Origin of the sequence: Dyadobacter sp. BE31 (assembly GCF_031457695.1) — a bacterium.
Classification (GTDB): Bacteria; Bacteroidota; Bacteroidia; order Cytophagales; family Spirosomataceae; genus Dyadobacter.
In genome coordinates this window covers 1,065,106-1,078,975 of sequence record NZ_JAVDXA010000003.1, presented here as the reverse complement: position 1 = coordinate 1,078,975, position 13,870 = coordinate 1,065,106, and the positions used below count along the sequence as shown (strand labels likewise).

Below are 13,870 nucleotides of genomic sequence, written 5' to 3'. Positions count from 1 at the left end.
CCAAGCATTAATACTGAGAAACGCCTGGCATAGAGCGCATATGTAATTTATTTATATATTTATAGAACTTTGGATTACGCTCTTGCAATCTCATGAAGCATCTTCTTTTATTCATCATTTTCGCAATCGCTTTCGACGCCAGTGCATGTGATTGCTCGGACCCAAAGTTTATGGAGAAATACGTCCAATCCGACTTTGTAGCCCGAATAACAATCACTGAAACTTTTGCCAACCAAGGTTCAGCACCGCACTATGAATCGAACATCGTCATTCACCAGCTTTTTAAGGGTAATCCTGTAAAATCCCTATCCATTTACGGGAGCAGTGACGGGAAACGAAGGAGTTCCTGTGATGTATTTTTTGAAAAAGGGACGGAGATGCTGGTTTACGCGCACAAAGCGGATCAAGACCGTTACGTTTTCGACTCATGCTCTGGCTATGTAATACTGACAATCCCAAGGCGCAACAACCAGGAACGTGAGCTGGAAATGCTCGGTTTTTTGAAGCAGAACAATATAGTCACAACCAGTAAAACCCGCTATGGCGTTGATCTCGGCAAAAGGCTTGATGCTTTCCGTGACGAAACATTAAAAAAGCGTTATGCAATTTTTGAAATCACCTTCAACGGCGATCTAACTGTCGATTCCGTAAAGACTATCAGCGGATTCTCTCCGGCATTAGACAACAAACTCATCGAAATCCTCAAACAATCGCGCTGGGTTAGCGACCGGCCAGGATTGGACGCCAACGGGAACAAGGTTTCACCGGGAAGCACGCTACTTTTCGCATTCTATTATTATCCGGCGGAGGGTAAGGCGGAGAGTTTTATTGGGGAGTTTGATGTTTAGTGCCAAAAGACAGGTTAACTACCTGTAATATAAACCGCTTATGGTTTTTGGTCTCCACCCTACCATTAACTGTCCCGGATCCCCCTTTTAATTGGCCAGTTTGCCATGCGATAGCTTTGCAAGTATTATCTAAGTTTGGCATTCATCAACCAGAGACGGACATGCTATTACAAAACAAAAACGCAATCATATTCGGCGCGGGCGGTTCACTGGGAGGTGCTGTTGCACAAGCCTTTGCAGCAGCCGGGGCCCAGGTGTTTCTCTCCGGCATTCATTTGGAGAGCGTTGAAAATACCGCCGTCAAAATCCGCACAGCGGGCGGAAACGTTCATACCCGCCAGGTGGATGCGCTTGACAAAACAGAAGTTGACGCATTCGTGTCGTGGGTTGCCGGGCAATATGGCTCCGTCGATATCTGTTTCAACGCGATCGGCCTGGAAGATGTGCAAGATATGCCCCTGACGGAAATGAGCGTGGAGGATTTTACAAGACCCATTTCAAGGGCTATACAAAGCCAGTTTCTAACCGGTACGGCCGCCGGGCGTGTGATGAGCAGGCAGGGCAAAGGCGTCATACTCTCACTTACCGCAACGCCCGGCGGCATTGGCTATCCGGGAACCGGCGGATTTGGGGTGGCTTGTTGCGCAATCGAAAGCTTTTCCAGAAACCTGGCTTCCGAGCTGGGGCGGTCAGGCGTGCGGGTAGTCAACATCCGTTCGGGAGGCTCGCCCGACTCACGCGTATTCGTCGATGCATTTGCCAGTATCGGAAACGAGCTTGCCTCTCAGATTATCGGGACGATGGAAGGCGACACGATGCTCAAAAAGCTCCCCGGAATGATGGATATCGCCAACACCGCCGTTTTTGCCGCTTCCGATTGGACAGCCATGATCACCGGCACTACCATAGACGTGACGGGCGGTACAACCTCCGCATTAAACTACAAGACAAGCCACGATACCGCCTTTATTCCTCCATTCACGAGCCCCGAAAACAGCGGTTTTTAACGTCAATACATCGCATACGAGGCGGCGTATCCCTGAAATCCGGCTCGTGGAATATTTAGCAGTGTGATTAGCAGCGTGCATTGCTTGAAAACAAAAGGGCAGCTGGAAAAGGTTGCTAAATGACAGGTGTCCGACACCTGTCAAACCTTCTCGCCCACAATCGTGAATACGGCATTATAGCGCTCCCTGACGTTACTCATGGCCGCCTGGACCTTTTTCAATGCAGCATTATAGCCCGCATTCACTTCCAACAGGCGTTCGGTGATCTGTTTCGCATTTGTTTGCTCGATTTCAAACGTCCAGTCTGCCAGGCCCAAATCGTAGTACATCTGGCCTTTAATGGTGTCCTCGGGCTGGCGCAGGTAGAAGCATGGCGTACCATTGGCGGCGGCGATGATCGGTGAATGGCATTCGAAACTCAGCACCGCTTGCGCTCTTTTGTAAAGGGATGCAGCCTCGTCGGGCAGCCAGTAGCCGTGTTTCACGATATAAGGTTTTATATCGTCGGGCAGCGGGTTGATCAGCAGCTCATCCATAACGTCCAGTTGATAGGTCATTTCCGGGCATACTACCACTTTCCCTTTGGTTTTTCGCACCCAGGCCACCATCGCTTCGCGTAATTTGGCATGATCGATTTCCTTCCATTTGTCGTTCAGCTCGTCCACTTCGCGGATGCGTTCGGGGCTCCATCCGGCATTGTTAGGCCTGATCTTGTAGTACGGCGTCCGCCTTAGCCGGGGAATGACGCAGATAAATTTCCGGTCGGTGAGCTTGTTGTCGCTGATAAATTTCGCTGCGGCGGCATCGTCGTGGATGTCCATCGCAAATGTGGCATCCGGCGCGAACGCGATATGCTTTCCTTCGAGGCCGGCTTCTTTCAGCTTCGCGATCGACGCTGTTTCGCGGGTAAAAATGAAGGACGCATTTTGAATGATCCTTTTCAAATCGGGCGTAACGTCCTGGATGGTAACCCCGAAAATTCCGAATGGCTTTTGGGTCTGCTTTTGCCAGCTGTCCAGATAGTCGGCGGCCACTACCGACGGGCCTGAGCCATGAAGGAAAAAGTCGGCGGTGGCAAATGCCTTTCTCACCTCGTCGGATTGCGGTTCTCCTTCCTTGCTGACCTGCCCGTGAATAATTTGTAAATCGGGATAGTGCTTTTTGAGCATACCTTCGGCGAAGTCGCTTTTGCTCTTTTTCCAAAGGATCAGCTTCGCTTTCGGCAGCCGCTTTTTGAGCAATGCGATGAGGCCCGGCGTATGCGCGATATCGCCGATGTTCACGTCCTGCCAGCCCGAAACAAACAGGATCGTGGGATCGGCCTTGGCTTGCGCCATTTCGCCCAACAGGATCACTCCCGCCAGCGCAGCGGCATTTTTTATAAAATCTCTTCTGTTTTTCAAATGCATGGTTGATAACAATTTAAACTTCCTTTATTAAACTAACTGAGGTACTGCCTCATTAATGCCATGGTCTCCTTCTGGCGCTTATGCACGAATGCAAGCGCCTTGTCGACCTTCTGCGAGGTCGCTTTTTTGTTCGTCAGCATGTCCAGCACCGCAGGTACCAGCCTATCGATATCATCGGACTTGTCGAGGTCGAAAAGCCATTCGCCCAGCCCGATGTCTTTCCACATTATCCCCTTGCTGGTTTGCTCCTCAAAGCGGCATACGATCGCGGGAATGCGGTTGCCGATGCACATAATGGGTGAATGCATTTCGATGCCGAACAGCCCCGCCGAACGTACATAAGTACTTATTGCCTCGTCGGTGAGCCAGTATTCCGTCCGCAGCACCGTTTTTTGCTTCACATCGTCGGGCAGCGGGTCAAAAAGCATTTCTTTGCCGATCCGCATCTGCGTTTCGTTTTCCGGGACGATCAGGATTTTGTAGGGTGTCTGGCGGGCCACGGCGGTAATAGCCGCGCGGATCGGCGCGTTGTCGTGCTCTTTCATGGCCTCGTTGCGGGCGTGCTTGTCGGCATTAGGCTTCTGGTTCTTGCGGGGCAGCTCCCACCAGGGCGTGAAACGAAGCTGCGGGATCACGCACACAAACTGGCCGTCTTTCAGGTCATGGTTTTTCAGAAATGCAGTCGCTTTCGCATCATCTTTCAAATCCGCGGCGAATGCGCCATCCGGGCAAAATTCCATAATGGGCGATTTTACCCCCTTTTCCCGGGCAAATGCAAGCGAGGCCGAGTCCCGGAACAGGGCAAATTGCGCGCCAGTCATAATCGAAATATCTTCCGGCTTGAACTTCCAGCGATCGGCTGGCAGGCCGTACACACCCGGAAATGTAATACCATAAATGCCGTAGGGTTTGCCGGTCTGCTCTTTCCACAATGCCAGGTCTTTGCCCCGCACGAGAGAAGGCCCCGAGCCGTGGAGCATGAATGCGCATTCGGCAAATGCCTTTCCAACATCGGCTTCCGAAGTAATGATTTTCAATTTGGGAAAGCGTTTGGCAAGCATCTGGTCCACGCCTTTGCCGATATCAACCGGCCATAAGCGCACTTCCACGTCGGGATAATGCTGCTCCAACAACGTGATCACGCCCGGTGTGTGTCCGATATCGCCGATATTTTCGACCTGCCACGACGACCGGAGCAAAATGCTGCGCTGCGCCGCCTGACCGAACGCGTCCAGCCCCACCGCAAGGCCCGATAACAATGCGCTGTATTTCAGAAATGATCTTCTGGATTGCATGTGTTAAGAGTTTAGAGTTGAGAGCTTAAAGCTTAAAGCTTAGAGCTTAAAGCTTAGAACTTAGAGCTTAAAGCTTAGAGCTTAGAGCTTAAAGCTTAAAGCTTAAAGCTTAGAACCTAGAGCCTAATTCATTGATTTAAAACACTACACAACTCTACCGATAGCCGGGATTTTGCTCAAATTTGGCTCCGGTATTGGCATCGATCACCTTCTGCGGAATGGGCCAGTAGCGGTTGAAGTCCTGGATGGTCGAGCCCGACGATGGGCCGTTCGGCACCGAGGGCACCGAATTGTACTTGCGCACCCTGTCTACGAGCCTGCCCATGCGGATGAGCGTACGCAGGCGGGGCTCTTCCACCACCAGTTCGCGGGAACGTTCGTCGAGGATAAAGTCTTCGGTCACATCGGCTGCGGCGATCGGCTTGGCTTTCGCTCGCGCGCGAACGACGTTGAGGTCCGCGGCGGCCAGGGTTTTATCGCCTTTCCTGAAATAAGCTTCGGCACGCAGCAGGTACGTTTCCGCAACCCGCATCCGGCTGAAATCCTTCACCGAATTGCCACTCAGGTTGTTGTTACCCATCGGTGTTCCCTCGATTTTCCGGATGTAGGGATAGTATTGCCGCAATGTGTCCAGCACAAATTTGGTCGGCGTGCCGTCAGCTTTGGTGGTATAGAGCTGGCCGTCCGCCCCTCGTTTGGTGAGGATCGGCTTGCCGAAATATTCCTTATCGGCCGCATTGTTGTAGTAATAGGTCCTGCGGATGTTGTAGGCCGAGTTGCGGATATCGTTCGGATCTAGTTTCCAGATATCGTACTTGATATAATTGGTTGGAGAATTTACGCCGATACCACGGCCCAGGCTGTCCGAAGGCAGATTGGCGCTGCCATTCGGGGACTGGATTTTGTCGTATTCCGGCCCCCAGTAACGGATACTGATATTGGCCAGCGTCGCCGTGGAATAGCCGCCGGGCGTAAAGTTCTCGAACTGCCAGGCCCACATTACCTCCTTATTACCCGACGATTTGTTGATCTGCCCATCGGCGAAAACATCGGAGAACACATCACCCGGCCGCGCGCTTGCTTTACCGAACCGCTGGGTCATCAGTTGATAATCACCTGCCTCCTTACTGATCACCTTCGTAGCTGCAGCAATGGATTTATCATAGTAGGAATCATCTTTCTTTTCCATACCCAATGAAATATAAACCTCGCTCAGCAAGTGAAAAGCCGCCGCCCGGGGGATTCTCCCGTCCGGCACTTCCATAGCCAGCAAAGCCGAGGCCGCTTCCAGATCCTGCGCAACAAATTCCAGTACTTCCAGGCGTGAGTTGCGCACGAAATCGAACTTCGGCTCTACGATCCGCTCTTTTACAATAGGTACGCCTCCATACACATTAGCCAGAAAGTTGTAGGTGTAAGCCCTGAAAAACAACGCCTGTCCCTTGATATTGGCCCGGGCCGCATCGGCGATTTTCAGGCTTGGGTCATCGATGTTGTCCAGGATAAGGTTCGCCCGGACGATCATTTGCTTAAATGCCCAATCCCAGTAAATGACGGTCGCTTCCAGGTTGGAGTTCAGCAGGCTGTAATCCTTATTACCGCGCGAGTCGTTCCGGCCCCATTGGCTTTGGTCGGTACCCACGGTCATGTATTCAAAGTTGTTGGAAGCAATGCTGTGCTCCTGCCGGGCGCCTTCGTAGAGCGATACCACCGCCGCATCATAGCCCGCTTCGTTGACGAGCAGGTTTTCCGGACTGAAACGGTCCAGTGGTACTTCGTCCAGGTACGACTCCTCACAGGCGGTCGTCAGCCCGAGCGCGCACAGGGTGAGCAAAAAGGTAATGTATCTTTTCATAATCGGTCAGGTTTAAAAAGAAATATTGAGCCCGGCAATAAAAGTTTTGAGCAAAGGGCCATTCTCCCCCGGGCCTCTGCCGCCGCCGCCGAACTCGGGGTCCCAGCCCTTCCATTTGGTCCAGGTAGCCAGGTTTTTCGCGCTCGCATACACTTGCAGCGAGCCTATTTTCACTGCTTTCAAGAGTTTTTCGGGAATATTATAGGATAGCGAAACATCTTGCAGGCGCGCAAAACTGCGGCTTTCGTAAAAACCATAGCCGAGGGGATTGCGGTAGTTGATCCTGGGCCGCGTGTTGATCGGGTTCGTCGGCGTCCAGTAAGGCACGTCCAGGAAATTGGCCTGGTCATAGAAGTTTGTTCCCGGGTTCAGCATGTCCATTCTGGTATAACCTCCCTGGCGGATATTGAATGCCGCCGACAAGCTCAGCCCCTTGTAGCTCCACACATTGGTAATGCCCAAATTAAACTTCGGCTGCGCATTGCTGATTACCGTCCGGTCCTGCGGCGTGATCTTCCCGTCGGGTACGCCGTCCGGACCGCTGATATCCTTGAAACGAATGTCGCCCGGTTTTGCACCCGGAATCAGGCTCAGGTCGTCGCCAGTTTGGAAAATACCGTCGAAAACATAATCGTAGTTGCTCAGCAGCGGATGCCCGATGAACCAGCCGCTGGCAATGTCGTCGTCCTCGCGGCCATCGTTGTTCACGTCGCGGCCGGTTAGTTTCACGATTTTATTCCTGTTAAAAGAAAAGGCAATGCTGGTATTCCAGGCAAATCCGCCGCGCTGGATATTGGTCGTTTTCAGGTCGATTTCCAAACCGCGGTTTTTGGTCTGGCCTACATTGCGCAGGAACTCTTCAAAGCCGTTGGTATTAGGAATGGCCTGTTTGAGCAGCAGGTCGTAAGTCCGCGTCCAGTAGTAGTTCACCGAAGCGATGACCCGGCTGTTGAACGCCTGCACGTCGGCCCCGATATTCGTGCTTTCGGAAGTCTCCCAACCCAGGCGTGGGTTAGCGAGACTACTGGGGCTCAACCCCACCGACGTGGTGCCGCCATCCCCGAAGACGTAGTTTTTCTGTTCCACCTGGCTCAGAGAGGAATATTCAGCCACGCCGCGGTTCCCGTTCCGGCCCCAGGAAGCCCGTATTTTTAGAAAATTTATTTGCTTCAAATCCCGCATAAACGCCTCCTCCGTTACATTCCAGCTCAATGCAGCCGCCGGAAACACCCCAAACTTGTTCCCCGCTCCGAAGGCCGAAAAACCATCCCGGCGCATGCTCACCGTGGCCAGGTACTTGCCGGCAATGGAGTACCCCAGCCTGGCCATGCTCGAAAGCTGACGGTTTTTAATGGCCCCCGCGTCGATATTAAACCCCTCCCCGATTTCCAATGCATTGTAACCCAACGCGTCGTTGAAAATATTCTGGCTGGAAAGCTGCGAGAACTCTTCCTTCTGCTCATAGGCACCGTAAAGTAACGTCACGTCGAGGCTCTGGCGCGGTGTGATCTGCTGTTTGTAGCTGACGATGTTTTCGATGGTAATGTTCTGCTTTTCACCGTGGCGCTTCGAGCCGGAACCAAGCCGGTTCAGAGGCTCGTACGATGGGTTGTACTTAAATTCCTTGGAATCGGTCCGGGTGTAGGCCGCATTCAGCTTGTAGGAAAGGCCTTTCCAAATGCGCACGTCGGCAAAACCATTGGCAAACAATGCATTAGTGATCGATTTCCGGTCATTCAATGCATAGCCGATCAGCGGATTGGCTACCAGACCAATATCCTGGGGTAACGGACGGGGCGACTTGCCATCGGCCAGAAAAAGGCTGGCATAAGGGCTCAGGTAGGTCGTCGCCACGAGGTCCGCGCGCACACCCGAATCGTCGCGCGAGGTAAAGCCGGAGTTCACGCCCAGTTTCAGCCAGTCGGTAGCATCTACCGAAAGGTTGAGCCTGCTGGAAATCCGGCTGAAATTATCCCCTTTCACCGGCGACTTCGCTTTCAGGTACCCGCCGGAAAAGAAATAGCTCGTGCGGTCGGTTTTGCCCGACACGCTCAGTTCATAATTCGACATCGGTGCTGATTGTTTGATTTCCTCAAAGGGTTTGATCGACCGCCCCGCAGCCATATTCTCCAACTCCACCGGCTGAAATGGTACCGCTCCGCCGTCGGCGATTTCGGCGTCCTTGCGTGCGGCCAGGTATTGCTCCGCATTCAGGAGTTTAGGTAAAAATGCATAGTCGGAAGCACCTGCATAGGTATTGAACGAAAACACAGGCTTGCCCGACTTCCCCCGCTTGGTGGTGATCTCGATTACCCCGTTCGCAGCCAGCGAACCATAAATGGCCGTCGAACTGGCATCTTTCAGCACGTCGATCGACTCGATATCGCTCGGATTGATGTCGGCGAGGCTTCCACCGGCGTAAATAATACCGTCCAGGACAATGAGCGGCGCTGTGCTTGCCGAGATGGAGTTGGTACCCCGAATCTTGATCGCCCCTACCTGGCCGGGCCGGCCATTGTCCGTCACCTGCACACCCGCCGTCGTTCCCCGCAGCATCTGGGATGCATTGGTGTTGGGTTGCAGCCGCGTTTGCTCCACATTCACGCTCGCGATGGCGCCGGTAAGATCACGTTTTTTGACAGTGCCATAACCTACCACCACCACTTCCTCCAATGCCTTGGTATCGGGTTTCAAAACCACATTCAGTTGTGTCCGCGGGCCGATTTCTACCTCTTGCGGCAGGTAACCCACGAACGAAAACACGAGCAAGCTTGCCTCCTGCGGAATTTCCAGGTCAAATTTCCCGTCCACATCAGTCACCGTTCCCGACTGGGTACCTTTTATGACCACACTGACCCCGGGCAGGCCGGCTCCGGCCTCGTCGGTCACCGTCCCTTCCACGCGGCGTTCCTGCGCACGCATGGGCGAGGCCCCGGAACTGTGCGCGGGCGCGATACTCCCCGATTTTTGTTCCGGCTCCGCCCGTGAAAGGATAATCTGCCTTCCTGCCACCACATAGCGCACCTGCACGGGTTTCAGGATCAGGTCCAGCACTTCGCCCAGGCTCCGGTTGTCGGCACTTAATGTGACCCGCTGCTGCACGGGCACCACCTGTGGGCTGTACGAGAACTTGATCTCGGCCTGTTTCTCGATCAGGTGCAATACCGATTTGAGGCTTTTCCCTTGAACGGTAATGGATATACTTCGATTAAGCAGCTCCTGCCCCGCGGCACTTCGGGCCCAGGAGAGATGGATCATTCCAAGGACCAGCAGCACAGGTCCCACGGTGCTCCTCATGCATTTGAATGCATAATGTGCGGCAAGTTTTTTCATAAGAAATAGTTTAGCTGTCCCGCAGCAAGGCGGGAGATTTGAAATACACTAAGATTCACCAGTTACCGGCACTCGCCGCCATGAATGACTACCTGGCCGTCGAGCTTCTGGTAGTCCGCATTGATGGTCGTACAAATGACCCGGAGCTTCTCTTCAAAAGTTTCGGTTTTAAGCGAAGCACTGAGCTCACAGTTTTTTAATTGTTCCTGATTGTAAAGAATGGAAATACCATACGCCCCTTCCATGTCGCGGATCACCTCGCTAACCGGCACAGCGTCGTATTCGAAGGAAGGCATTTGCCTGGTCGTGCCGATCACCTTCGGCTCCGGGACGATCGACTTGCTGAACTCCTCGGCCTGCCGTGAGAATACAGCCTGCTGATTGGGTAGTAACAGTAACCCGCTCGTCGACCGCGACTTTCCCTTTTCAACCACCCCATTATCCTTCGAAACCGAGACCTGCCCGGACGAGACATTTACCAGCACCTTCGCCTCGGCATCGAACGCCCGCACCGTAAACTGCGTACCCAGCACGCGGGTCACCACCTCATTGGCATACACCAGAAAAGGCTTCCGAACGTCGTGGGTAACTTTGAAGTCTGCCTCTCCGGAGAGGTACACTTCCCTCGCAGCGGCGTCGAACGCGGGTTTGAAGCTGATCCTGCTGCCCGGCGCGAGTTTCACCATGGAACTGTCGGGAAGTACGATTGTTTCGACAGCATTACTTCGGTTGGCGCGCTCGGTGTACGCGCCGCGCACCTCGCTCACGCGGGTGGCGTAGTAGGTTTGCGAACCCTGCCCGCTGAGCCACCAGTAGGCAAACAGGCCGCTCACCAGCAAGAGTACCGCTGCCGCAGCCCATCGGGTATAACCGATGCGGTGCACCGGCGCATGCTGCCGGTGGTTCGTTTCCCTGATCCTGGCCAGGAGGGCTTCGATCGCCTCGTCGGAAATGACGTTTTCGGCATATTCGCTAAGTCCCTGCCGGATGGATTCCAGCAAGTATACCGCCCTGTTCCATTCCGCCAGATTGGGCGGGTTGCCGGCCAGCCACGCCTCCCACAGCTGCGCCGTTTCCGGAGTAGGCTCCAACTGATGGCCGACGAACTCGTCCGAGAGCAGAAAATCGGCAGTGAGGTAATTATCCAGTGAATGGTCCAAGGTACAATGCTTTGTGCTGGTTCATACATAGATGACGGAACCCACAAATAGTACTCAGTTTAACCCAAAAAAATATTAAAAAAGTGAAGAACAGGAAGGATAATCCAGCCGCGGAGCTTCTCAATGGCCCGAAATACGAGATTTTTGGCTGACTGGGTGTTCATTTGCAGAATCTCGGCGATCTGGCTGTAATTCAGGTTTTCGATAAACCGCAGCTTGATCGCCTCCTGCTGGCGCTGCGGCAGCTTGGCGATCAGGACATTCAGCTTGTCCTGCCGCGACACGGCCATATCAAGCTCTTCCAAAATTTCAAAATCGTCGGGATCGAAGATCTCCGCATCGATTTCCGACAGAGGGGTGAAGGGCCGCTCCTTGCGTTCCAACAAATGTATGATGCGGGTTTTGAGCGCTTTAAGCAGATAATATTTCACATGCACCGGAACCGAAAGCCGCTCGCGTTTGATCCACATTTCCGTAAAAACATCATGGATACAGTCCATCACAAATGCATCGGATGCAGCCACCAGGCTGGATCCGTAACGGTACATATTCTTGATATAGAGACGATAAAGTTTCGTATAGGCTTCTTCATCGCCATCCTGAAACATTTTCCAGAGCTCTTGTTCGGTTAATTCAGGCAACGCGGATGGGTCGGGTTAGTTAATGGGTTGGGGCCGGCCAGGTGCCAGCCTGCCCGTTCCGCATTAAGAGACGGCGGATTCCCCTATTTACTCTGACCGACCGGCACCGACCTTTTCCCGCCCGGCAGTTGTTGCATATCGGATAGTGCCTTTGCATTGCGCACTAAGCCGCCGACGAGGTTTCCGCCGGCTTAAATTTTAACCAAAGTGAAAATCTTGTCGAACAGGTTATCCGTAATTTGTGACGTTTTGGCCCCCGCCGAGATCCGGTGATGGCAAAACGTTAATTTAGTGCCCAACCAGTTGTTCCAGTTATGTCAGAGAAAAACGAGATCGTCGCACGCCATTTAAGGAAGTTCGATGCATTGACAGATAAAGATATTGCCGAGAGTCAGCCTTTCTGGAAACCGCGGAAGATCCGGAAAGGCGATTTCTTTAATATGCAAAGTATGGTTTGCAATGACCTCGGCCTGGTAGTGAAAGGAATTTTCAGGATATATTACCGTGATCCGCAGACCGACAGGGATAAGAACCTCTTCTTTTTCTCGGAAAATCAATTTGTCGTTTCATTCAGAAGCTTCATTTCCCGCAATCCCTGCTGGTATTTCATAGAGGCCATGGAAGATTCCGAAATCGTATTTATTTCCTACAAAGATCTCAATGGCCTCTATGAAACGAACCCCAATTGGGGAAAATTCGGGAGGTTACTGGCGGAACTGTTTTTTTCCTATGCGCAGACCCGTACCGAGGAATTTATGTTTTTTTCCCATGAAGAGCGCTACCTGAGGCTATTGGAAGAGCATCCCAACATCGTCGAGCGGATCCCGGCGTACCATATTTCATCCTATCTCGGTATTACCAACCCGTCGCTCAGCCGCATCCGAAAACGCGTAAAAAGGTGACGAACAGGAATGCAATATCCGTTCATTCGGCGGCAACGTGCGTGGGCGTTTTCGCGAGGCGAAGTGCGGAAAGCAAATAGTAAAACGCCCCGAAAGCAGCATAGCCTGCCAGACTGGTGATACCCATCGTGGAATCGTATGCGAGCGCGATAAAGGAAATGCCGCCGGCCACAGACTGCCCTCCGCTGATAATCATCGGCCATTGCCCGCCCAATGATTTACGGCGGCGTACCCCGAGCACAAGTTGGATCGCTCCGGTGAGGATCGCCCAAACGCCAAATACCACCAACGTTTCGGGAATGCCCCGTTGCAGCGTAATACCGACGGCGATCGTGGTAATGACGCTGATTGCAGCGTTTACATACTGAGGTGCCATTGAACCGCCACCCCGGTTGGCGCGGATATCCAGCAAGGTACCTATCACGTCCCAGGCCGGGTAGACGATCAGCAGGGCAGTGGCGATGCCTGCGGATGATCGGGCAAAAAGAACGACAAGCGTTACCCAAATGACCGAAAAGGCCGCGCGAATAAAGTAGAGATAGCGTAAGGAGCGGACGGTCGCACTGGACTGCCCGCCTGTAATTACCCTGGAATGAATTGGAGCTGACATAATCTTCATCTTTAAATGTTTTGTTGCTCCAAAATTGCGCGGTTCGGTGAAGTAAAATTTTCACCTAAGTTAAAATGCAGATAACTTTCTGGTTATCGCTTCGCAATGACAGGATCCACGGAGTAAACACTGCCCCGCTGCTCTCTACGGATATTGTAGACAAAACGCTTTTCATCAATCGTCAGAATTACCTTGGCAGTGTCACCGATCACCGGAGAAATATCGAAGTACCTCCGGTACTGATCGTGGCTCGTAAACTCCTGGTAAACAATCTTGTCGCGGTAATCGGCTATCTCGATCTTGTACCGCAGACTTTCGGGGTTGTTGACCGCCAGCCGGACTTTCCCTGCCGAATTGATGGTAACATGAAACTGATAGGAAGTCTTTATTACGCCACCCTCGTGCATTTCCGTTGCCGGGGCCAGGCCCGTCCTGACGGGTTCAGCCGGCAGCTCCTCGGTTTTCAGCCTCGCTACAATCAGTTGATTAGCTGAAATATCTGCCAGCAGTTTGTCGAGTCGCCGCTGGTTTCGTTTGTTTTGCCTGATCCATTTTTCAGGCACATCTTCCTGATACAGCAGTGCATGATCTTTGCCGAAAAACTGCACGCGCGTGTTCCGCGATCCGGCGTCAGTTAGTACCCGCCAATACGAGCGGGATGAATCGGCCTCTGCGCGCAGAGAACCCTGAGGTGCCGGTTGAGCCTGTACAAATGCTCCAAAATGCAGGGATTGGAGAAGCAGAATTGAGAGAAGTAAGTTACGCATGGCGTTGTCAGTGAACTGGTTAGACTTTGTACCGAATTCCGGA

The 13,870-nt window shown here is 52.8% G+C and carries 11 protein-coding genes; 3 read left to right on the top strand and 8 right to left on the bottom strand.

What is annotated here, in order from left to right:
- Positions 1-170 precede the first annotated feature (170 nt).
- Positions 171-848, top strand: coding sequence for a hypothetical protein (locus tag J2Y43_RS20100; RefSeq protein ID WP_309986294.1), 678 nt, complete (start codon positions 171-173; stop codon positions 846-848).
- Positions 849-1,009: 161 nt separating this feature from the next.
- A complete protein-coding gene (locus J2Y43_RS20095; RefSeq protein ID WP_309986291.1) occupies positions 1,010-1,855 on the top strand; it encodes an SDR family oxidoreductase in 846 nt (281 codons plus the stop codon).
- Between the two features lie 140 nt (positions 1,856-1,995).
- Here the strand turns inward: J2Y43_RS20095 and J2Y43_RS20090 are convergent, their stop codons facing one another.
- From J2Y43_RS20090 to J2Y43_RS20065, 6 genes are all read right to left on the bottom strand, one after another.
- Positions 1,996-3,264, bottom strand: coding sequence for a polysaccharide pyruvyl transferase family protein (locus J2Y43_RS20090; protein ID WP_309986288.1), 1,269 nt, complete (start codon positions 3,262-3,264; stop codon positions 1,996-1,998).
- Positions 3,265-3,296: 32 nt separating this feature from the next.
- Positions 3,297-4,559, bottom strand: coding sequence for a polysaccharide pyruvyl transferase family protein (locus J2Y43_RS20085; RefSeq protein WP_309986285.1), 1,263 nt, complete (start codon positions 4,557-4,559; stop codon positions 3,297-3,299).
- 154 nt (positions 4,560-4,713) lie between these two features.
- Positions 4,714-6,414 carry a RagB/SusD family nutrient uptake outer membrane protein gene (locus J2Y43_RS20080; protein ID WP_309986283.1) on the bottom strand — a complete coding sequence of 567 codons (1,701 nt, stop codon included), beginning with the start codon at positions 6,412-6,414 and terminating at the stop codon, positions 4,714-4,716.
- A gap of 12 nt (positions 6,415-6,426) precedes the next feature.
- Positions 6,427-9,747, bottom strand: coding sequence for a TonB-dependent receptor (locus J2Y43_RS20075; protein ID WP_309986280.1), 3,321 nt, complete (start codon positions 9,745-9,747; stop codon positions 6,427-6,429).
- 62 nt (positions 9,748-9,809) lie between these two features.
- A complete protein-coding gene (locus tag J2Y43_RS20070) occupies positions 9,810-10,907 on the bottom strand; it encodes a FecR domain-containing protein (RefSeq protein ID WP_309986277.1) in 1,098 nt (365 codons plus the stop codon).
- Positions 10,908-10,966: 59 nt separating this feature from the next.
- On the bottom strand, positions 10,967-11,548 hold the full coding sequence (locus J2Y43_RS20065; protein WP_309986274.1) for a sigma-70 family RNA polymerase sigma factor: 582 nt from the start codon (positions 11,546-11,548) through the stop codon (positions 10,967-10,969).
- Positions 11,549-11,862: 314 nt separating this feature from the next.
- Here J2Y43_RS20065 and J2Y43_RS20060 point away from each other — a divergent pair, with 314 nt between their 5' ends.
- Complete coding sequence (locus J2Y43_RS20060) at positions 11,863-12,450, top strand: Crp/Fnr family transcriptional regulator (protein WP_309986271.1); 588 nt, start codon at positions 11,863-11,865, stop codon at positions 12,448-12,450.
- Between the two features lie 22 nt (positions 12,451-12,472).
- Here the strand turns inward: J2Y43_RS20060 and J2Y43_RS20055 are convergent, their stop codons facing one another.
- Positions 12,473-13,060: a DUF308 domain-containing protein gene (locus tag J2Y43_RS20055; protein ID WP_309986268.1), complete on the bottom strand. Its 588-nt coding sequence runs from the start codon at positions 13,058-13,060 to the stop codon at positions 12,473-12,475.
- 92 nt (positions 13,061-13,152) lie between these two features.
- Positions 13,153-13,827: a hypothetical protein gene (locus J2Y43_RS20050; RefSeq protein ID WP_309986265.1), complete on the bottom strand. Its 675-nt coding sequence runs from the start codon at positions 13,825-13,827 to the stop codon at positions 13,153-13,155.
- Between the last annotated feature and the right edge of the window lie 43 nt (positions 13,828-13,870).

Bases quoted from the DNA above. Each gene is read 5' to 3' on its own strand.
- J2Y43_RS20100 (WP_309986294.1), top strand. From the start codon at position 171: ATGGAGAAATACGTCCAATCCGACTTTGTAGCCCGAATAACAATCACT.
- J2Y43_RS20095 (WP_309986291.1), top strand. From the start codon at position 1,010: ATGCTATTACAAAACAAAAACGCAATCATATTCGGCGCGGGCGGTTCA.
- J2Y43_RS20090 (WP_309986288.1), bottom strand. From the start codon at position 3,264: ATGCATTTGAAAAACAGAAGAGATTTTATAAAAAATGCCGCTGCGCTG.
- J2Y43_RS20085 (WP_309986285.1), bottom strand. From the start codon at position 4,559: ATGCAATCCAGAAGATCATTTCTGAAATACAGCGCATTGTTATCGGGC.
- J2Y43_RS20080 (WP_309986283.1), bottom strand. From the start codon at position 6,414: ATGAAAAGATACATTACCTTTTTGCTCACCCTGTGCGCGCTCGGGCTG.
- J2Y43_RS20075 (WP_309986280.1), bottom strand. From the start codon at position 9,747: ATGAAAAAACTTGCCGCACATTATGCATTCAAATGCATGAGGAGCACC.
- J2Y43_RS20060 (WP_309986271.1), top strand. From the start codon at position 11,863: ATGTCAGAGAAAAACGAGATCGTCGCACGCCATTTAAGGAAGTTCGAT.
- J2Y43_RS20055 (WP_309986268.1), bottom strand. From the start codon at position 13,060: ATGTCAGCTCCAATTCATTCCAGGGTAATTACAGGCGGGCAGTCCAGT.
- J2Y43_RS20050 (WP_309986265.1), bottom strand. From the start codon at position 13,827: ATGCGTAACTTACTTCTCTCAATTCTGCTTCTCCAATCCCTGCATTTT.